The organism is Pseudomonas sp. REST10 (genome assembly GCF_029542605.1).
GTDB lineage: Bacteria > Pseudomonadota > Gammaproteobacteria > Pseudomonadales > Pseudomonadaceae > Aquipseudomonas > Aquipseudomonas khazarica.
In genome coordinates, this window is record NZ_CP035677.1 from 4,577,870 (window position 1) to 4,598,526 (window position 20,657).

The 20,657-nt window shown below is 66.0% G+C and carries 17 protein-coding genes and 1 pseudogene; all 18 read right to left on the reverse strand.

The features are described 5' to 3' along the window. Positions 1-2 precede the first annotated feature (2 nt). The 18 genes and pseudogenes from trpC to EWH21_RS21760 all read right to left on the reverse strand — a co-directional run bounded on the left by trpC (position 3) and on the right by EWH21_RS21760 (position 20,608). Positions 3-842, reverse strand: a complete 840-nt coding sequence (trpC, locus tag EWH21_RS21675; RefSeq protein ID WP_152489717.1) for an indole-3-glycerol phosphate synthase TrpC — start codon at positions 840-842, stop codon at positions 3-5. Continuing rightward, positions 839-1,885 (reverse strand): anthranilate phosphoribosyltransferase, encoded by a 1,047-nt coding sequence (trpD, locus tag EWH21_RS21680; protein WP_037054977.1) that lies wholly within the window; start codon positions 1,883-1,885, stop codon positions 839-841. The genes trpC and trpD overlap by 4 nt, the downstream gene beginning before the upstream one ends. Beyond that, complete coding sequence (locus tag EWH21_RS21685) at positions 1,882-2,478, reverse strand: aminodeoxychorismate/anthranilate synthase component II (RefSeq protein ID WP_037054979.1); 597 nt, start codon at positions 2,476-2,478, stop codon at positions 1,882-1,884. The genes trpD and EWH21_RS21685 overlap by 4 nt, the downstream gene beginning before the upstream one ends. Positions 2,479-2,491: 13 nt before the next feature. Continuing rightward, positions 2,492-3,982: an anthranilate synthase component I gene (gene trpE / locus EWH21_RS21690; protein ID WP_277699292.1), complete on the reverse strand. Its 1,491-nt coding sequence runs from the start codon at positions 3,980-3,982 to the stop codon at positions 2,492-2,494. A 66-nt stretch (positions 3,983-4,048) separates the two neighbouring features. Continuing rightward, positions 4,049-4,141, reverse strand: a pseudogene (locus EWH21_RS21695) (phosphoglycolate phosphatase); the annotation flags it as partial. Between the two features lie 192 nt (positions 4,142-4,333). Then, positions 4,334-5,014 (reverse strand): phosphoglycolate phosphatase, encoded by a 681-nt coding sequence (locus EWH21_RS21700; protein ID WP_277699293.1) that lies wholly within the window; start codon positions 5,012-5,014, stop codon positions 4,334-4,336. Further along, positions 5,011-5,685: a ribulose-phosphate 3-epimerase gene (rpe, locus tag EWH21_RS21705; protein ID WP_013717380.1), complete on the reverse strand. Its 675-nt coding sequence runs from the start codon at positions 5,683-5,685 to the stop codon at positions 5,011-5,013. The genes EWH21_RS21700 and rpe overlap by 4 nt, the downstream gene beginning before the upstream one ends. Positions 5,686-5,878: 193 nt before the next feature. Next, a complete protein-coding gene (gene gabD / locus EWH21_RS21710) occupies positions 5,879-7,333 on the reverse strand; it encodes an NADP-dependent succinate-semialdehyde dehydrogenase (RefSeq protein ID WP_277699294.1) in 1,455 nt (484 codons plus the stop codon). Between the two features lie 55 nt (positions 7,334-7,388). Next, the gene (locus EWH21_RS21715) at positions 7,389-8,768 is read right to left on the reverse strand and encodes a hypothetical protein (protein WP_277699295.1); all 1,380 of its coding nucleotides are present in this window, start codon (positions 8,766-8,768) and stop codon (positions 7,389-7,391) included. A gap of 79 nt (positions 8,769-8,847) precedes the next feature. Then, complete coding sequence (locus EWH21_RS21720) at positions 8,848-9,996, reverse strand: iron-containing alcohol dehydrogenase (protein ID WP_047589104.1); 1,149 nt, start codon at positions 9,994-9,996, stop codon at positions 8,848-8,850. Between the two features lie 177 nt (positions 9,997-10,173). After that, complete coding sequence (locus tag EWH21_RS21725; protein ID WP_210389795.1) at positions 10,174-11,544, reverse strand: sigma 54-interacting transcriptional regulator; 1,371 nt, start codon at positions 11,542-11,544, stop codon at positions 10,174-10,176. Between the two features lie 57 nt (positions 11,545-11,601). Next, positions 11,602-12,645, reverse strand: coding sequence for an ABC transporter substrate-binding protein (locus tag EWH21_RS21730; RefSeq protein ID WP_080757045.1), 1,044 nt, complete (start codon positions 12,643-12,645; stop codon positions 11,602-11,604). 105 nt (positions 12,646-12,750) lie between these two features. Continuing rightward, positions 12,751-13,578 carry an ABC transporter permease gene (locus EWH21_RS21735; RefSeq protein WP_037054990.1) on the reverse strand — a complete coding sequence of 276 codons (828 nt, stop codon included), beginning with the start codon at positions 13,576-13,578 and terminating at the stop codon, positions 12,751-12,753. 172 nt (positions 13,579-13,750) lie between these two features. Next, positions 13,751-14,998 carry an ABC transporter permease gene (locus EWH21_RS21740; protein ID WP_277699296.1) on the reverse strand — a complete coding sequence of 416 codons (1,248 nt, stop codon included), beginning with the start codon at positions 14,996-14,998 and terminating at the stop codon, positions 13,751-13,753. A 66-nt stretch (positions 14,999-15,064) separates the two neighbouring features. Then, positions 15,065-16,096, reverse strand: a complete 1,032-nt coding sequence (locus EWH21_RS21745; RefSeq protein ID WP_277699297.1) for an ABC transporter substrate-binding protein — start codon at positions 16,094-16,096, stop codon at positions 15,065-15,067. Positions 16,097-16,148: 52 nt separating this feature from the next. After that, complete coding sequence (locus EWH21_RS21750) at positions 16,149-17,246, reverse strand: ABC transporter ATP-binding protein (protein WP_277699298.1); 1,098 nt, start codon at positions 17,244-17,246, stop codon at positions 16,149-16,151. Between the two features lie 330 nt (positions 17,247-17,576). Next, complete coding sequence (locus EWH21_RS21755) at positions 17,577-18,206, reverse strand: response regulator transcription factor (protein WP_037054999.1); 630 nt, start codon at positions 18,204-18,206, stop codon at positions 17,577-17,579. Beyond that, a complete protein-coding gene (locus tag EWH21_RS21760; protein WP_277699299.1) occupies positions 18,203-20,608 on the reverse strand; it encodes a sensor histidine kinase in 2,406 nt (801 codons plus the stop codon). The genes EWH21_RS21755 and EWH21_RS21760 overlap by 4 nt, the downstream gene beginning before the upstream one ends. Between the last annotated feature and the right edge of the window lie 49 nt (positions 20,609-20,657).

Here is a 20,657-nt window from a genome sequence, read left to right on the forward strand (position 1 = left end):
TCCTAGTCGGGATCCTTGCCGATCACCGTGGCCCGCCCGCGCTCGGGAAAGAACAGGCGCTGCAGCTCCACGCCCGGCTCCTGCGCGCGCATGAAGGCTTCGCCGACCAGGAAGGCGTACACCTCGCTGATTTCCATCAGCTCGACATCGGCCCGGTTGAGGATGCCGCTCTCGGTCACCACCAGGCGATCCCTTGGGATACGTGGCAGCAGGTCGAGCGTGGTTTCCAGGCTGACCTCGAAGGTGTGCAGGTTGCGGTTGTTGATACCGACCAGGGGCGTATCGAGGGTGGTCAGGGCGCGCTCGAGTTCGTCGCCGTCATGCACCTCCACCAGCACATCGAGACCAACATCCTTGGCCACCGAGGCCAGTTCGGCCATGCGCACGTCATCCAGGCAGGAGACGATCAGCAGTACGCAGTCGGCGCCCAGGGCGCGGGCTTCGACGATCTGATACGGATCGACCATGAAGTCCTTGCGGATCACCGGCAGCGTGCAGGCCGCACGGGCCTGCTGCAGGTACTGGTCGGCACCCTGGAAGAAGTCGATATCGGTCAGCACCGACAGGCAGGTAGCGCCGCCGGCCTCGTAGCTGCGGGCGATGTCGGCCGGGATGAAGTCCTCGCGCAGGATGCCCTTGCTCGGCGATGCCTTCTTCACCTCGGCAATCACTGCCGGCTGCTTGCGCGCAGCCTGCTCCAGCAGTGCGCGGGCGAAACCGCGCGGTGCGTCGGCGCTGCGGGCTGCGACCTCGAGTTCGGCGAGGCTGACCTGCGCGCGGCGCGCCGCCACTTCCTCGAACTTACGGGCAACGATCTTCTCCAGTACGGTCGGTACGCTCACCCTTCGTTCTCCTGTCTGAATACCGCGGTAAAGGACACCAGCTCCTCCAGCTTCTCGCGCGCCAGCCCGGTGTGCAGGGCGTCATGCGCGAGCTGCATGCCTTCGTTCAGGGTACTGGCATGGTCGGCGGCGTACAGCGCCGCACCGGCATTGAGGACGATCATATCGGCCGCCTTCTGTCCATTCTCGGTCTTGCGTCGACCCAGCGCGTCGCGAATCAGCTCCAGCGACTGCTCGGCGTTGTCGACGGTCAGGCCGATCAGGCTCTGGCTCTTGATGCCGAAATCCTCTGGCTGGATGCGGTACTCGCTGACCGCCCCATCCTTCAGCTCGGCGACGAAGGTCGGTGCAGCCAGGCTGATCTCGTCCAGGCCGTCCTGCGCATGCACCACCAGTACGTGCTGGCTACCCAGACGCTGCAGCACCTCGGCCATCGGCCGGCACAGCGCCTGGCTGAACACACCGATCACCTGATGCCGGGCACCCGCCGGATTGGTCATCGGGCCGAGCATGTTGAAGATGGTCCGCAGCCCCAGTTCGCGACGGGGACCGATGGCGTGCTTCATCGCCCCGTGATGGGCAGGGGCGAACATGAAGCCGACCCCGACGCTTTCCACGCAACGCGCCACCTGTTCGGGCTTGAGTCCCAGGTAGACCCCGGCGGCCTCGAGCAGATCGGCACTGCCGCTCTTGCCGGACACCGCGCGGTTGCCATGCTTGGCCACCTTGCCACCGGCAGCCGCGACGACGAATGCCGCGGCGGTGGAGACGTTGAACACGTTCATGCCGTCGCCGCCGGTGCCGCAGGTATCGACCATGCGCTCGGCGTCGATCACCACCGGGGAGGCCAGCTCACGCATCACACTGGCAGCACCGACGATCTCGTCGATGGTCTCGCTCTTCATGCGCATGCCCATGAGGAAGGCGCCGATCTGGGCGTCGGTGCACTGGCCGGTCATGATCTCGCGCATCACCGCCTGCATTTCCTCGGTGGTCAGATCGAGCTGGGCGACGATCCGGTTGAGGGCTTCCTTGATGTTCATGCGCGCACGCCTCCGGTCTGCTTGAGGAAGTTGGCGAACAGTTCGTGGCCCTGCTCGGTCAGGATGGACTCGGGGTGGAACTGCACGCCTTCGATGTTCAGGGTCTTGTGGCGCAGGCCCATGATCTCGTCGACCGAGCCGTCGTCGTGCTGGGTCCAGGCGGTGATTTCCAGGCAGTCAGGCAAGGTCTCGCGCTTGACCACCAGGGAATGATAGCGGGTCACGGTGAGCGGCTTGTTGAGGCCGGCGAACACCCCCTTGTCCTCGTGGAACACCGGGCTGGTCTTGCCGTGCATCACCTGGCGCGCACGCACCACGTCGCCGCCATAGGCCTGGCCGATGCTCTGGTGGCCCAGGCACACGCCCAGGATCGGCAGCTTGCCGGCGAAATGCAGGATGGCCTCGATGGACACCCCCGCTTCGCTGGGCGTGCACGGCCCCGGCGAGACCACGATGCGCTCGGGCTTGAGCGCCTCGATCTCGGCCACGCTGAGTTCGTCGTTGCGAATCACATGCACGTCGGCGCCCAGTTCACCCAGGTACTGCACGACGTTGTAGGTAAAGGAGTCGTAGTTGTCGATCATCAAAAGCATGGTGCGGCGCCTCTTATTCCTGAGCCTGGGGAGCGGTCTGTTCAGCCAGCGCAACGGCGCGGAACATCGCGCGGCGCTTGTTCAGGGTTTCTTCCCACTCCAGGGCAGGCACCGAATCGGCGACGATACCGGCGCCAGCCTGTACATGCAGCTCGCCATCCTTGATCACCGCGGTGCGGATGGCGATGGCAGTGTCCATGTTGCCGTTCCAGGCGTAGTAACCGACCGCACCGCCGTAGACGCCGCGTTTGACCGGCTCCAGCTCGTCGATGATTTCCATGGCGCGGATCTTCGGCGCCCCGGACAGGGTGCCCGCCGGCAGGATCGCGCGCAGCGCATCCATCGCCGACAGCTCGGGCTTGAGCTGGCCGGTGACGTTGGAGACGATGTGCATGACGTTGGAATAACGCTCGATGACCATCTTCTCGGTGAGCTTGACCGAGCCGATCTGCGACACGCGGCCGGTATCGTTGCGGCCCAGGTCGATCAGCATCAGGTGTTCGGCGACCTCCTTGGCATCGCCGAGCAGGTCCTGCTCCAGCGCCAGGTCGGCCTCTTCGGTGGCGCCACGCGGCCGGGTACCAGCGATCGGGCGCACGGTGACCAGGCCATCCTCGACCCGCACCAGCACTTCCGGCGAGCTGCCGACCACGTGGAAGTCGCCGAAGTTGAAGAAGTACATGTACGGCGTCGGGTTGATGCAACGCAGCGCGCGATACAGATCGATGGGCGCGGCCTGGAAGCCGATGGTCATGCGCTGGGAGATCACCACCTGCATGCAGTCGCCGGCCAGGATGTATTCCTTGATCGCACTGACCGCCGATTCGTAGTCACCCTTGCTGTAGCTGGAGCGGAACGCCGGCTCCTCGCCCTGTGGCGCAGCGAGGTCCACGCCGAGGCGCGGGGTGATCGGCTGACGCAGCTTGTGCAGGATCTCGCGCAGGCGCGCATGGCCCCGTTCGAAGGCATCCGCCTCATCGGGGTCGGCCAGGACGATGGCGTGCATCTTGCCCGCCAGGTTGTCGAACACCACCACGGCGTCGGACACCATCAGCAGGATATCCGGCGTACCCAGCGGGTCCGGATTCGGGCAGCTGGCCAGCTTCTGCTCGACATAGCGCACGCTGTCGTAGCCGAAGTAGCCCACCAGGCCACCGTTGAAACGCGGCAGGCCGGCGATGGTCGGCACCTTGTAGCGCGCCTTGAACTGCTCGACGAACGCCAACGGGTCGGCACTCTGCTGACGCTCGACCTCGACGCCATCGGTGCTCACCACGACGTCATGGCCGTGCACGCGCAACACGGTGCGCGCCGGCAGGCCGATGATCGAATAACGCCCCCACTTCTCGCCGCCCTGCACCGATTCGAGCAGGTAGGAGTTCGGCGCGTCGGCCAGCTTCAGGTAGATGGACAGGGGCGTGTCGAAATCCACCAGGGTTTCGCAGGCCAGGGGAATGCGGTTGTAGCCTTCGCCGGCTAAACGCAGGAATTCTTCATGGGTCATGATCAGCCTCATGGCTCGGGGAAAACGGTCGGGTGCAAACGGGCCGCGCGCAGCGGCAGGAAAAAATCAGGCGCGCCAGCGCCAGCGGGCCAGAGCCTTGATGACTTTCATCCAGAGTTTGCAGCTAACCACCACGGTGCGATCTCGACAGGCGGGGGAATAAGGAGAGCGGCCAAGGTAGCAGCTACACACTACAGGCTGCAAGCCGGGTAAGGCGATAGCGTTGCAGGAGCGGACCTCTCCACGGAATCAGCGATGAATCCGCGCCTGCGCAAGCCGGACAGCCGCATCACCCGCCAGGCCCCCTCGCCCACCGGCAAGCTCACCGCAGTGGATCGATGCGGCGCCCCCCTACAGCAGTTCGGCGAGGCTATCCACGACCAGGCTCGGCCGTTCCTCGTCGATGGGGCGCCCGTGGTTGTAGCCGTAGCTCACCGCCACGCACGGCACGCTGGCAGCACGCGCGGCCAGCACGTCGCTGCGCGAATCCCCGACGAACAACGACTGCCCGGCGTCGACACCCGCCAGGTGCATCACCTGCAGCAGCGCGGCCGGGTCGGGCTTCTGCTGCGGCAGGGTGTCACCGCCGATGATCCAGCGGAAGTACCCCCCCAGACCGACCTGTTCCAGCAGCGGTGCAACGAAGCGCTCCGGCTTGTTGGTCACCACCGCCAGTTCCACGGCAGCCGTGCTCAGGGCCTCGAGCAGCTCGTGCACGCCGGGATAGAGCGCCGTCAGCTCATGGCAATCGGCGTAGATCTCGAGAAAGCGCGCCAGCGCCTCTTCCGTCGCGGCCTCTGTCACCGCCGCATGCTCCAGGCCATCGGCCAGGGCGCGTCGCACCAGCACCCGGGCACCGTTGCCGACCCAGTCACGAACCTTCTCGATACCCGCCGGGGCACGCCCCTGCTCGACCAGCATGCGGTCGACGGCAGCGGCCAGGTCCGGCACCGAGTCGATCAGCGTGCCGTCCAGGTCGAACATCACCAGCCGCGGCAGCTCGCCGCCGCACAGCTCGCGCAGCGGTTTCATCCACGCACCTGGGCCAGCTCGGCACGCATGGCATCGATCACGGCCTTGTAGTCCGGCTGGTTGAAGATCGCCGAGCCGGCAACGAAGGTATCGGCGCCCGCCTCGGCGATTTCGCGAATGTTCTGCACGTTGACGCCGCCGTCGATCTCCAGACGGATCTCACGACCGCTGGCGTCGATCAGCGCGCGCGCCTCGCGCAGCTTGTCGAGGGTGCCGGGGATGAACTTCTGCCCGCCGAAGCCCGGGTTGACGCTCATCAGCAGGATCATGTCGACCTTGTCCATCACGTACTTGAGCACGTCCAGCGGCGTGGCCGGGTTGAACACCAGGCCGGCCTTGGCGCCACCGGCCTTGATCAGTTGCAGCGAGCGGTCGATGTGCTCGCTGGCTTCCGGGTGGAAGGTGATGTACGAGGCGCCGGCCTCGATGAAGTCACCGATGATGCGATCCACCGGCTTGACCATCAGGTGGGCGTCGATCGGCGCGGTGATGCCGTACTTGCGCAGCGCCGAGCAGACCATCGGGCCGATGGTCAGGTTGGGTACGTAGTGATTGTCCATGACATCGAAGTGGACGATGTCCGCCCCGGCGGCGAGCACGTTATCCACTTCCTCGCCCAGGCGGGCGAAGTCGGCGGACAGGATCGACGGGGCGATGGCGAAGGGTTGCATGGCGCACCTCTGAGTGCTTGATCACGGTGGCGGGCATTGTAGCGGCTCGAGCCTCATCTGGCAGCGCTGCCCGAGGACGGCGCTGCCAGATAGTCACAAGCACTGCACGCCGGGAGGCGCTTCAGCGGCGAGCGCTGGACGTTCGGGCCGGTAGCCGCCGCGGCCGAAGCCCCTCCCACCTGCGCGCCGCGACTCAGATACCGCCGAGGCAGAGGTATTTGATTTCCAGGTACTCATCCAGCCCGTACCTGGAGCCTTCGCGGCCAAGCCCGGAGGCCTTCATGCCACCGAACGGCGCCACCTCGTTGGAGATCAGCCCGGTGTTGATGCCGACCATGCCGTACTCCAGCGCCTCGCCCACGCGGAAAGCGCGGCCCAGATCGCGGGTATAGAAGTAGCCGGCCAGGCCGAACTCGGTGTCGTTGGCCTGGCGCACCACCTCGGCTTCGTCGCTGAAGCGGAACAGCGGCGCCAGCGGACCGAAGGTTTCCTCGCGGGCCACGCGCATCTGCGGCGTCACGTCGACCAGCACGGTCGGCTCGAAGAAGTTGCCACCCAGCGCCTTGCCGCCCTGCACCACCCTGGCGCCCTTCTCCAGCGCATCCGCCAGGTGGCTCTGCACCTTGGCCACGGCGTTGCCATCGATCAGCGGCCCGGTGGTCACCCCCGCCTCGACGCCCTGTCCGACCTTGAGCCTGGCCACCGCCGCCGCGAGCTTCTCGGCGAAGGCGTCGTACACGGCGTCCTGCACGTAGATGCGGTTGGCACAGACGCAGGTCTGCCCGGCATTGCGGTACTTGGCGACCATGGCCCCCTCGACCGCCGCATCCAGGTCGGCATCGTCGAAGACGATGAACGGCGCGTTGCCCCCCAGCTCCAGCGACAGCTTCTTCAACGTCGGCGCGCATTGCTCCATCAGCTTGATGCCGACGCCGGTCGAGCCGGTGAACGAAAGCTTGCGCACGACCGGATTGGCGCACAGCTCGCCACCGACCTCACGGGAGCGCTCGGCATCGGCCGGCAGCACGCTGAACAGGCCCGCCGGGATACCCGCGCGCTCGGCCAGCACCGCCAGGGCCAGGGCACTGAAGGGAGTCTGCGGCGCCGGCTTGAGCACCATGGCGCAACCGGCGGCCAGTGCCGGCCCGGCCTTGCGGGTGATCATCGCCGCCGGGAAATTCCAGGGGGTGATCGCCGCCGCCACGCCGACCGGCTCCTTGGTCACGATCAGGCGCTTGTCCGGCTGATGGCCAGGGATGGTGTCGCCATAGACACGCTTGGCCTCCTCGGCGAACCATTCGATGAAGGACGCGGCATACAGCACCTCGCCCCGCGCCTCGCTCAGCGGCTTGCCCTGCTCGGCGGTCATGATCTGCGCCAGGTCTTCCTGGTTGGCCAGCATCAGCTCGTACCAGGCGCGCAAACGCGCCGCGCGCTCCTTGGCGGTCAGTGCGCGCCAGGCCACCTGCGCGACCTGCGCCGCGTCGATGGCGCGACGGGTCTCGCCCGCGCCCATGTTGGGCACACGGCCCAGCGACGCGCCGCTGGCGGGATTGAAGATTTCCGTGGTCGCGCCCTCGTCGGCATCGCACCACTGGCCATCGACGTAGGCCTGGTGACGCAGCAAATCAGCATCGATCAGTTTCATGCATGGCTCCTGCAGCCGGAGGCGCACGGCCTCCGGCAGGTCGGTTAGGAAGGAATCACTCGGCCGGTGGCAGATCCTTGGTGAAGGTCTGGTCGTTTTCGCCACGGAACATCCGCGCGCCATAGATCAGCGCGCAGAGGCCGACGCCGATGGCGAAGGCCCAGCCGGCGCCCTTGATCGCCAGCACCGCGCCGATCACCCCGGCGATCCCCAGGTCACGCTGGCTGCGGGCTTCCATGATGCCCAGGCGTACGCTGACGTAGCCCTGGATCAGCAGGGTCAGCGCCAGCGCCACACCGAGAATCGGCTGCAACAGGGTCACCACCGGCAGCAGCAGCAAGCCGGTGTTGGTGCCCCAGCGGAACCAGCCGACGCCACCGTAGATGGATTTCATCGCCTTGGCGCCGCCCTTGAAGCGCTCGGTGATCACCACCTGCATCGCCGACCACTGCGGGCCGCACATGGCCACGTCCGGGCCGAAGATGCTCATGAAGGCGTTGCGCCCGCCGAAGATCAGGTGCGAGCGGTCGGGGTTGAAATCGACCTTCTCGTCACGGCGCACATGGTCGGCCTCGGAGAGGATCGCCCTGGCCCCCAGCACGTCGCCGAACACCACCAGGTAGGCGGCCAGCACGGTGGGGATGGCAGTGGCGAACATCATCAGCGGCGGCATGCCGAGACCGAACACGGTGTATTCGCGCCACAGGGTGGCGAAGTCCGGCTGGCTGATGCCCCACTCGATCTTCGGCCACGGTGCCTCGCCGAAGATCGGCGCAACGAACACCGCCAGCAGGATGATCGGGAAGATGCCCAGCTTGGCGAAGTTCCACCAGAAGCGGCTGCGCTTCTTCAGCTCCTGGAAGTGCATGGAGAACACCAGGTAGAAGGCGATGCCCACCGCGATGGAGATGGTCCAGGGGAAGCTGTCGAAGCGGCCGCCTTCCTTGAACACCGTGACCACCGCACTCAGGCCGGCGCCCATGATGATGCCGGCCTTGAGCGCCGAGGGCACCAGCGACACCACCTTGCGCGCCATGCCCGTCATCCCCAGGCCGATGGAGAACACCCCGAGCATCAACTGGAAGGCGATCAACGCGTGAACCCGCTCCGGCCCCTCCGGAAACTGGCTGCAATAGGCCATCAGCAGGGGAATCGCCGGGGTGATCCAGCCTGGCACCACCGGATCACCGAGCAGGTGGTGCACGAGATAGAGCAAGCCATTGAGCATGACCACCGCCAGCGCGACCTCGAACGGCATGCCGAGGAATTCGGTCATCAGCGGGATCGCCGCCAGGTCCACCGCACACATGAGCAGGCCCTGCATGTAGTCGGAGGCTTCGAAGCGGTAATGAATGAACGGCAGACGCACCTTGAATGGCCCCAGCGGCCAGTAAGGAGCTTCCGCGCCCAGTTCGGATTGATGCAGTTCGGACATGTGAGTCACCCAGCCTTATTAGAGTTGTAGTCAGCCGGCCCCAGCAGGCTGGGGCCTTTCAGCGGTTGTCGCGCAGCGCTCAGTAGGCGGCGCGGTAGATCTGCTCGATGTCGCCGGCAGTCAGGCGACGCGGGTTGTTGCGCATCAGGCGGTCGATCCGGCTGGCCTCTTCGGCCATGGCCGGGATGGCGTCTTCGGGCACACCGAAGCTGCGCATGCCCTTGGGAATGTCGACGCTGGCGCACAGCTCGGCCATGGCCTCGACCGCCAGATCGGCGGCCGCCTTGTCGCTCAGGCCGTGGGTCTGCACGCCCAGAGCGGTGGCGATTTCCGCCATGCGTTCGACGCAGGCCAGCTTGTTCCAGGCCATCACGTAAGGCAGCAGCAAGGCATTGCTGACCCCGTGGGCGATGTTGAAACGCCCGCCCAGCGGATAGGCCAGGGCGTGCACCGCACCGACCCCCGCATTGCCGAAAGCCATGCCGGCCATCAGGCTGGCGGTGGCCATGTCCTCGCGCGCGGCCAGGTCGGCGGGGTTGGCGTAGGCCTTGGGCAGGGCCCTGGCGATCAGCTTGATGGCGCCGATGGCCAGCGCGTCGGTGATCGGCGAGGCATTGACCGACAGGTACGACTCCACCGCATGCACCAGTGCGTCGACACCGCTGGCCGCAGTGACGCCGCGCGGACAGGTCAGGGTCATCACCGGGCTGACCAGCGCCACGTCGGGCAGCAGGTAGTCGCTGACGATGCCCTTCTTCAGTTGCGCCTGCTTGTCGGACAGGATCGACACATTGGTCACTTCCGAGCCGGTGCCGGCGGTGGTCGGGATGGCGATCAGCGGCGGGCCCTTGCGCTTGACCTGGTCGACGCCGAACAGCTCTTCCAGCGCGCCGTCATGGCCCACATAGCCGGCCACGGCCTTGGCGATATCGATGGCGCTGCCACCGCCCACGCCGATCAGGCCGTCGTGACCACCCTCGCGATAGGCCTTGGCACAGGCCTCGACGATGGCGATCTCCGGCTCCGGTTCGACACCATCGAAGATGCCATAGGCCATTTCCCCCAGTTGCCCGAGGACATGCTCGACCGTACCGGACTTGATCAGGATGGTGTCGGTGACGATCAGCGGGTTGCTGATCTTCAGGCGGGGCAGTTCGCTCGCCAGCTGTTCGACGGCGCCCTGGCCGGTCAGCAGCTTATTGGCGATCTTGAATGCAGCAATACTCATCAGCAGGCCCTTTATGCGTTGTTTTGCGAAACGGGGTCGGGCGCTGCAATAGCGATTCCTGTGCCACTTCGCGCAAAGCACCGCCGCAGAGGGCTTGCGTCGATTTGCCACAGTGTTTTTCAAGGCAGCATTGATCGGAAAACCAATCAAAAAGCCGCCTTACGATCCATTTTTCAATCAGCCCTGTTCCCAGCGCTTCATCTTCTGCACCAGCGTCGCCTGGCTCAGGCCCAGCACCCTGGCAGCCTCTCGCGTGGTCTTGTGCTGCACCAGCGCCTGGCGGATCAGGCGGCGCTCCAGCTGCTCGACCTGCTTGCGCAGCGGCAGCAGGTGCTCATCGTCACGCGCGCCACGGGCGGCACGCATCTCCTCGGGCAGGTCGAACAGCTCCACGCTCCCGGCGCTGCAGGTGACCACCAGGCGTTCGACCAGGTTGATCAGCTCGCGAATGTTGCCGGGCCAGTCGTAGTCGGTGAGCGCATCGAGGGCCTCCAGCCCCCAGCTCAGCTCGCGGCCGTAGCGCTGGTTGAACTCGGCCAGGTAGAAATCCAGCAGCGGCTGGATCTCCTCGCGCCGCTCACGCAGCGCCGGCACATGAATCGGCACCACGTTGAGGCGGTAATAGAGGTCGGCGCGAAAACGCCCTTCGCTGACCATCGCGCGCAGGTCGTGGTGCGTGGCGGTGACGATGCGCACGTCCACCTCCTTGAGTTCCAGCCCGCCGACCGGAATGAAGCGGCTCTCCTCGATCACCTTGAGCAGCTTCACCTGCAGCGCCAGCGGCAGGTCGCCGATTTCGTCGAGGAACACCGTGCCCTGGTGCGCCAGCTCCAGCAGGCCGCGCTTGCCCTTGCTGCCGGCACCGGTGAAGGCCCCGGCGACATAGCCGAACAGTTCGGCCTCGATCAGGTTCTCTGGGAGCGCGCCACAGTTGAGCGCCAGAAAGGGCTGTGCAGCCCGCGGGCTGCTCTTGTGGATGTACTGCGCGATGAGCGTCTTGCCCACACCGGTTTCGCCCTGCAGCAGCACCTTCACATCGCTGGCGGCGACCTGGCGGGCCAGGGCGAAGACCCTGCCCGAGGCCGGCAGGTTGGCCACGGGCGAGGTGTCGAGCAGGTCATCGCGCTGGCCGGCATGCAGCCTGGCGGTGCTGCTGCGCAGCTTGCGCAGTTGCTGCAGCTCGTCGCGCTCGTGCTTCATGCGCAGCAGTTCGGTCATGTCACGCACGGTGCTGACCACATAACGTACACGCCCGTCCTCGGCGAAGATCGGCGTACCGCTGACCAGCAGGCGCTTGCCCTGGCTGACGCTCTGCATCAGCGACAGCGCCTTGCCCTCCTTGAGCACGCGCAGGGAAACCGATTGCGAGATCACCCCCTGCTCCACCAGCGCCTGCATGTGCTGGCCGACCACGTCCTCGCTGCGCAGTCCGGTCAGGCGTTCGTAGGCGCTGTTGACCTTGAGGGTAATGCCGTCGGCATCGGTGATGTAGACACCGTCATGCAGGGCATCGAGCAGTTCGCGAAACCCCGGGGCATCGAAATCCATCAGGCATCCTCGGCTGGCTTAAAGCACGAATTCTATCGCTGCCTGCCGCCGCCTGCCTCAGCGTGACGCCCACTGCTCGAAGCGAGCCTCCAGGTCGGCACCATGTTCGATCCAGAATTCCACCCCCATCGGCAGTGCCTGCTCGAGGTTCTGCGGCGCGGTCGGCAGCCTGGCCAGGCGCTGCGCGTCGAGCCCGGCCTGGGCGTCCTGGCGGATCGGCCCGTAGGGAATCTGCTCGGAGAAGGCACGCTGGGCGTCGGCCTGGCTGGCGAAGCGGATGAACGCCTGCGCCTGCGGCGTGTTGAAGCTGCCCTTGGGAATCGCCCAGTAATCGAAGTCATAGACGCTGCCGGCCCAGATCAGCTGCAGCGGGTCGCCCTGATCCTGCGCCGTGGCGATACGTCCGCTGTAGGCCGCACTCATCGCCACGGAGCCATCGCGCAGGCGCCGCACCGGCTCCTCCCCGGCTTCCCACCAGTGGATATCGGCCTTGATCTGATCGAGCTTGGCGAAGGCCTGGCGCACACCGGCCTCGCTGGCCAGGCGCGCATAGATCTGCTGCGCCGGCACGCCATCGGCCAGCAGGGCGAATTCGAGGTTGTACTTGGCCCCCTTGCGCAGGCCGCGCTTGCCCGGGAATTTCTGCACGTCCCAGAAATCGGCCCAGCCGGTCGGTGCCTGGCCGAAGCGTTTGCTGTCGTAGGCCAGCGCCATGGACCAGACGAAGATGCCCACGCCGCAGGGCCGTATCGCCCCCGGCAGATAGCTGGAGGTATCGCCCAGCGCACTGGCATCGATCGGCTGGAACAGCCCTTCCTCGCAACCCCGCACCAGCTCGGGCGCCTCGACCTCGATCACGTCCCAGCTGACGTGCTGCATCGCCTGCATCTTGCGCAGCTTGCCGAAGTCGCCGTTGTAGGAGCCGCTCACCACCACGACATCGGAGGCTTCGCGGAACGGGCGATAGAAGGCTTCGCGCTGGGCATCGCGCACCGAGCCACCGAATGAAACGACCCGCAACTGCGATGCGGCCTGGGCCACATCGATCGAAGCCACGCAGCACAGGGCGAGCGCCCAGGGCCAATTACGTTTCCACAGCATCCTTGATTCTCCCTGTGAACGGCCGGCGCAGCCTCACGGGCCATGCCGGCACGCATTCGCTAATGATGACTCAGGTATGCGGCCCCTTGCGCCGCACGGGTGAACTCACTCCACTTGCTGGGTACGCAGGCGCTCGCTGCGGCCGCGCAGCCACTCCAGGGTCAGCAGGAGCAGCACGGAAAAGCCGATCAGCAAGGTGGCAGCGGCCGCGATGGTCGGCGACAGGTTCTCGCGGATGCCGCTGAACATCTGCCGGGGCAGGGTCGCCTGCTCGGGGCCGGCGAGGAACAGCGTCACCACCACTTCATCGAACGAGGTGGCGAAGGCGAACAGCGCACCGGAGATGACGCCAGGCGCGATCAGCGGCAGCGTCACGCGGCGGAAGGTGGTGATCGGCGAGGCACCGAGGCTGGCCGCGGCGCGCACCAGGTTGTGGTTGAAACCCTGCAGGGTCGCCGACACGGTGATGATGACGAAGGGCACGCCGAGCACCGCATGCACCAGGATCAGCGACAGGTAGCTGTTACCCAGGCCCAGGGGCGCGAAGAACAGGTAGCTGGCCACGCCGATGATCACCACCGGGACGATCATCGGGGAAATCAGCAGGCTCATGACCAGCGCCTTGCCACGAAACTCGCCACGGGTCAGGCCGATGGCCGCCAGGGTGCCGAAGCCCATCGCCAGCATCGTCGCCGCCGGGGCGATGATCAGGCTGTTCTTCAGCGAACGCATCCAGTCGGCGGACATGAAGAAGTCCTCGTACCAGCGCAGCGAGAAGCCCTGCAGCGGGTAGACGAGGAAGGTGCCGGAGTTGAACGACAGCGGCACGATCACCAGCACCGGCAGGATCAGGAACAGCAGCACCAGGCCGCAGAGAATGCGCAGGCCGTAGTACCAGAGGCGCTCGACGGGTGACATGTAGGGGCTGAGCATGGCTGTGACTCCATTTAGCGTTTAGCTCCCCTCTCCCGCTGGCGGGAGAAGGTCTGGTGAACATCAGAGACGTAGAGCAGCGCTGCCGACACAAGCACCCTCTCCCGTCCTTCGGGCACCCTCGCCCATGAATGGGCGAGGGTCATCGGATGGCCTGCTACGCAGGCCGCTTTCAGCCAAGCCGCAGCTTGCTTGCGCCGACCAGCCAGCTGTACACCACGTAGAGCACCAGGGTCGCCGCCAGCAGCAGGCCGCCGAGGGCCGTGGCCATGCCCCAGTTGATGGTGGTGTTGGTGTAGAAGGCGACGAAGTAGCTGATCATCTGGTCGTTCGGGCTGCCCAGCAGCGCCGGGGTGATGTAGTAGCCGATCGACAGGATGAACACCAGCAGGCAGCCTGCACCGACACCGGCCAGGGTCTGCGGGAAGTACACCCGCCAGAAACTGGCGAACGGGTGGCAGCCGAGCGACACCGCCGCGCGCATGTAGCTGGGCGAGATGCCCTTCATCACGCTGTAGATCGGCAGGATCATGAACGGCAGCATGATGTGCACCATCGCCACGTACACGCCGCTGCGGTTGAACACCAGTTGCAGCGGCTGCTCGATGATGCCCAGCGAGATCAGCGCACTGTTGATCAGGCCGCCCGACTGCAGCAGCACGATCCAGGCCGCGACCCGCACCAGGATCGAGGTCCAGAACGGCAACAGCACCAGGATCATCAGCAGGTTGCCGGAACGGGTCGGCAGGTTGGCCAGCAGGTACGCCAGCGGGTACGCCAGCACCAGGCAGATGGCGGTGATCACCAGGCTCATCCAGAAGGTACGGGCGAAGATGTCCAGGTAGATGGCCTGGTCCGGCGTGGCCTTGGCCAGCTCACCGAGGTCGTCGATGCGGTGATCGAGCGCGGCCAGCAGGTAGTAGGGGGTGGACGAAGACGCGTTGCGGCGGATCACCTGCCAGTAGGCGGGGTCACCCCAACGCTCGTCCAGGTCGAGGAAGGCCGTCTGATAGGAGGCCGGCTCCTCACGTAGCGGCAGCTTGCGTGCGGTACTGCTGACCAGGCTGCGGAAGCCTGCCAGCTCCATGTTCAGGCGCTTGGACAGGTCACCCAGCTGCTGATTGCGACGGGCCTCGGCAAGGTCCTCGGCAATCGCCCGATAGGCCGGCTCGGCGGGCAGGCCACGGCCATCCCAGGTGGCGAGCGCCTCGACGGTACGCGGCAGGCTGCCGACCACTTCCGGGTTGTCGACACTGCGCAGCAGCAGGGCGCCGATGGGCAACAGGAAGGTCAGCAGGAGAAACAGCAACAGCGGCAGGATCAGCGCCTTCGACTTCAGGCGATTGAAACGCTCGGCACGGGCCAGACGCTGTTTCAGGCTGGGCCCTGGCATATCGGTGGCAGGCAGTACGGCGGCCATGGACAACTCCGCAAGCAGGAAGAGAATTCAGACGGCCCCGCCAGTGGGCGGGGCCGGATAGGCGACTTAACGCGCGGCCCAGGCGTTGAAACGCTGCTCCAGCTGCTCGCCGTAGTCAGCCCAGAAGGTCACGTCGATGGCCACCTGGTTGGCGATGTTTTCCGGCGTGGTCGGCATCAGGTTCAGACGCTCCGGCGCCAGCAGCTCGATGGCCTGCTTGTTGGCCGGGCCGTAGGCGATGTTTTCCGAGTAGGTCTTCTGCGCTTCGGGTTTGACCGCGTAGGCAATGAACTGCCTGGCCACTTCGGCGTTCTTCGCGCCACGCGGAATCGCCCAGGAGTCGAAGTCGTAGATACCGCCGTTCCACACCACCTGCAGGTTGCTCTCGGCCTGCACGGCAGCGATGCGGCCGTTGTACGCGGAGCTCATCACCACGTCGCCGGAGGCGAGGTACTGCGGCGGCTGGGCACCGGCTTCCCACCACTGGATGTTCGGCTTGAGCTCATCGAGCTTCTTGAACGCGCGATCCTGGCCATCCTTGGTGGCCAGCACCTTGTACACGTCCTTGACCGGCACGCCATCGGCCATCAGGGCGAATTCCAGGGTGTACTTGGCGCCCTTGCGCAGGCCGCGCTTGCCCGGGAATTTCTGCACGTCCCAGAAATCGGCCCAGCTGGTCGGTGCGCTGCTCAGCTTGTCGGCGTTGTAGGCCAGCACCGTCGACCAGACGAAGAAGCCCACGCCGCAGGGCTGGATGGCGCCGTCGATGAAATTGTCAGCGCTGCCGAACTGCGCCGGATCGAGCTCCTCGAACAGGCCTTCGTCACAGCCGCGTGCCAGTTCCGGGGACTCCACCTCGACCAGGTCCCAGCTCACGCTGCGGGTGTCGACCATGGCCTTGACCTTGGCCATCTCACCGTTGTATTCGCCGCCCAGTACCTTGTTGCCGGTGTCCTTCTCGAAGGGTTCGTAGAAGGCCTTGACCTGCGCCGCCTTGTTCGCGCCGCCGAAGGACACCGCGGTCAGATCCACCGCCAGCGCCGGCATGGCACAGCTCACGCCCAGGGCCAATGCCGCGAGCTTCAGGGATTTCGTCATTCTTATCAGCTCCTCTGTGTTACGGGGTAAGGTGAAGCACTGCGCGCAACGCTCACTCCGCCAGGAGTGGGTCGAGCGCGCGGACATGCTCGACAGACCAGCCGAGCGGAACCAGGTCACCAACCTCCAGGCCCGGATCGAGCTCGGCCACGGGTTGCTTGACGTAGAAATCGGATTGGCCGCAGACCTCCATGCGGATGCGCACGTGGTCGCCCAGGTAGATGAACTCGGCGATGCGCCCGGAGAACCGGTTCGGGCAGGCTTCGCTGTGGCCGTTGAGGCGGATGCGCTCCGGGCGGATCGACAGGCTCACCGGCTCGCCGACGGCACCGACGTTCACCGCCGTGGCCTTCACCTGCTCGCCGCGCGCCAGGCGCACCACGCACTGCTCGCCGTCGCGGCTGACCAGTTGCCCGGCGAGGCGGTTGTTCTCACCGATGAACTGGGCGACGAAGGTGTTCTGCGGGGTTTCATAGAGTTCGCGCGGCGCGGCGATCTGCTGGATCTCGCCCTGGTGGAACACCGCCACGCGGTCGGACATGGTCAGCGCTTCACCCTGGTCGTGGGTCACGTAGACCACGGTCACGCCCAGGCGCTGGTGCAGGTGCTTGATCTCCATCTGCATGTGCTCGCGCAGCTGCTTGTCCAGCGCCCCGAGCGGTTCGTCCATCAGCACCAGCTGCGGCTCGAACACCAGCGCGCGGGCCAGTGCCACACGCTGCTGCTGGCCACCGGAAAGCTGCCCCGGATAACGGTTGCGGAAGCTGTCGAGCTGCACCATCGACAGTGCCCGCTTGACCCGCTCGCTGATGTCGGTGCGCGACATGCCGCGCACGCTCAGCGGGAAGGCCAGGTTCTCCGCCACGGTCATGTGCGGGAACAGCGCGTAGTTCTGGAATACCATGCCGATGTCGCGCTTGTGTGGCGGCAGTTTGTTCAGCGAGCGGCCATCGAGGAGGATCTCGCCGGCGGTCGGCGTTTCGAAACCGGCCAGCATCATCAGGCTGGTGGTCTTGCCGGAACCGGACGGGCCGAGCAGGGTCAGAAACTCGCCCTTGCGGATATCCAGGTTGAGGTCTTTGACGATCAGCGTTTCGCCGTCGTAGCTCTTCTGCACGCCGCGGAAGCTCACCAGTACATCGTTTGCCATCACACCACACCCTTGTTCTTGTCTCAGGCCGATGACCACAGAGTAGGGCGGCGAGAAAGGGCGAAAAATCGGGCGGGATGACAAGCTGATATCAGGCGCGGAGAGAATCTCGTGTAGGGATCGCCCTACAAATTCCGAGTGATAGTCTCGGCTATCGAAGGCGCAGGCCGCGCCTGCAGACGCGATCTATCCGCGATCAGCACTGCGCGCCAACAGCTGATCCACGGGTAGGGTGGACAGCACTTATCATGTCCACCGATGCGAGCGCGTCGATCTCGAAACGGTGGATGAAAAGAGCGCCATCCACCCTGCTCCGGCGCGGCTGAGCGCTCAGACCAGGCGGTGTTCCATGGCGTAGCGCACCAGGTCGGCCACCGAATGCGCGCCCAGCTTCTGCATCAGGCGCGCCTTGTGCGTGCTCACGGTCTTGTTGCTCACCGCCAGGTGCAGGGCGATGTCGTTGACGCCCTCGCCACGCACCAGGCGCTCGAACACCGAGAACTCGCGTTCGGACAGTTGCGCATGGGGCGGGCGCGAATCGGTCAGGCCGACCTCGAAGACCATGCGGTCGGCCAGCGCCGGGTCGATGTAGCGCCCGCCCGAAGCGACCTTGCGGATGGCGGTGATCAGCAGTGCCGGGTCACTGTCCTTGGTGGCATAGCCGGCGGCGCCGGCCTTGAGGGCGCGGGCGGCCATCTGCGCCTCGTCATGCATCGACAGCACCAGGATGGCCGGGGACGCGCTGAGCGCGCGAATCCGCGGAATGGCCTCCAGGCCGTTGACGCCAGGCATGGAGATATCCAGCAGGACCACATCGCAGGGCGTGCGTCGCAGCACGTCGAGCAGCTGCTCACCGTTGCTCGCCTCCCCCGCCACCTCGAGGTCGCGGGCCATGCCGATCAGTTGCTTGATGCCTTCCCGTACGATGGTGTGGTCTTCGGCCACGAGTACCCGGATCACGCCGTGACCTCCTCATCCAAAGTTATGCGCGCATAAAGGGTAGTGCCCTCGCCGGGCCTGCTGTCAATCTGCAACTGCCCGCCGAGCATGAGCATGCGCTCCTGCATGCCGACCAGGCCGAAGGACTGTCCCGGCTTGCGCTGCGCCGGATCGAAGCCCTTGCCATCGTCCGCCACCGACAGGCACAAGGTGTCGCCCTCCTGCCACAGGTGCACCTCGACGCTGTGCGCGCCGGCATGGCGCATCACGTTGGTCAGGGCCTCCTGCAGGATGCGGAACAGGCCGATGGCCTGGGCATCCGGCAGTTGCATGAGATGCTCCGGCACCTCGACCAGGCAGGGGATCTGCGTCCGCTCCTCGAAACGACGTACCTGCCATTCGATGGCCGAGGCGATACCGGCATCGAGAATCGGCGGACGCAACGCCGTGGCCACGTCGCGTACCAGCTGGAACAGCTGTGCGATCAGGCGCTTCATGCTGGCCAGGCGCTCGTCCAGCGCCGGTATCTGCCCGGCACAGGCCAGCTCGCACATCGCCGTTTCCAGCTTGAGCACGGTCAGCACCTGGCCCAGCTCGTCATGCACCTCGCGGGCGATGCGCGCCTTTTCCTCTTCGCGCACGCTCTCCAGATGCGCCGACAGCTCACGCAGGCGCGCCCGCGAATCGGCCAGGGCCAGCTCCGCCAGCTTGTTCTCGGTGATGTCCCAGAGAATCCCGTCCCAGACCATGCGCCCGCCGCCCAAAGGCCGCGCGGTGGTGCGAATGTCGGCCCAGAGCACCTCGTCGTCGCGGGTCAGGATGCGCCCCTGCCAATACCAGTCGCTCTCGCCTTCCAGCGCCAGCGTCTGGCTGTTCAGGTAGCTGGCCAGGTCCTGCGGATGCACCAGGCTGCGGATGCCACGCTCCTCACGCTGCAGTTCACGGGCCGGCCAGCCGACCATCTCCTGGCTGGCCTCGCTGATATAGGCGAAGTTGACCACCTGCCCCGGGGCCGCGCGCTCCAGGCGGAACACCAGGCCCGGCACGTTGCCGGCGATGCCCTTGAAGCGCGCCTCGCTCTCCTCCAGTGCAGCCCGCGCGCGGCGGCGCTCGGTCACGTCGCTGAGGAAGACCACCAGGTACTCGGCCTGGCGATAGCGCAGAAAGCTCAACGACACATCCGCCGGCATGCGGCTGCCATCGGCGCGCAGGCAGTCGATCTCGAAACTCGACGAACCGTCTTCCTGCTCGCGTACGCGCTTCCACAGGCGCAGCCAGCGATCCATGTCGAGGCTCGGCTCCACCTGGCTCAGCGGCCTGTCCACCAACTCGCCGGGGCGATAGCCGAGCATGCGTTCGGCCGCGCCGTTGGCATAGCGCAAGTGGCTGTCCCAGTTGACCCAGAGGATGCCGACCGTGCTGTTGTCGATGGAGAACTGGCTCAGGCGCAGCGCCTCGGCGGCCTGCTGATGCGAGTCGAGCTGCGCCCGCGCGCCGAGCAGGCCGCGCTCCAGCAGGCGGGTCTGCTGGCGTTGCCGGTACAGCGCGGTCGCCACCAGGGTCAGCAGCAGAAAGAGGAACAGCGTGAGGGTCTTCCAGAAACCGACGAAGTCCGTGGACTGCGGGTAGCGCAGCGGCAGCCAGGTGTCACGCAGCTCCTCCAGTTCGCGAGCCGGGAGCGCCTGCAGGGTGCGGTCGACGATGTCCGACAGCAGCGGTTGGTCGCGGCGCGTGGCCAGGCGCAACAGCTGCGGCAGCCCGATATCACCGACGATGCTCAGGTTGGTGAAGCGCGATTCGCGCAGTTGCAGGCTCAGGCTGGCCTCGTCGAGCACCGCGTAGCTGACTTCCTGGTTCAGCACCTGCAGCAGCGCGGCGCGTTCGCTGCTGGTGGGCTTCAGGCGCAGGTTGGTATGGGTACGCTCCAGGTATTCGGCTGCCTGGCTCGGCACGCGCACCGCCACGATCTGCTCCAGCGGCAACTGATCGAGGTCCACCGAGCCACTGCCGCTGCGTTCACCGACGACCAGATGCGGCACCCGCAGATAGGGCATCGAGTAGTGCCAGATGCGCAACCCCGCCGGGGTCTGCTGCAGTCCGGGAGCGAGGTCCACCTCACCTGCTGCAGCCGCCCGCTCCAGCGCGGGCAAATCCGGGTACAGGTGCCAGTCGGGCATGACGCCCATGCCTTCGAGCAGGCGCTTCATCAGGTCGATGTTGGCGCCGACCAGTTGCCGGTTCTGCACGCGCTGGGCCCAGGGTGCCTGCTGGATCAGCCCCACCCGCAACACCGGATGCGCCTTCAGCCAGGCTCGCTGTTCGACATCGTAGGCCGGCCGCAACGGCAGGCGCGTCGCATCTGCCCAGGTGGTCGAGGCACACAGCATCAGCAGCAGGCAGAGGGAGAAGAGAGCGGACTTCATGCGAGGGGACGATCCGATGACGCGATCCCCTACCTTACTCCAGTCTTGC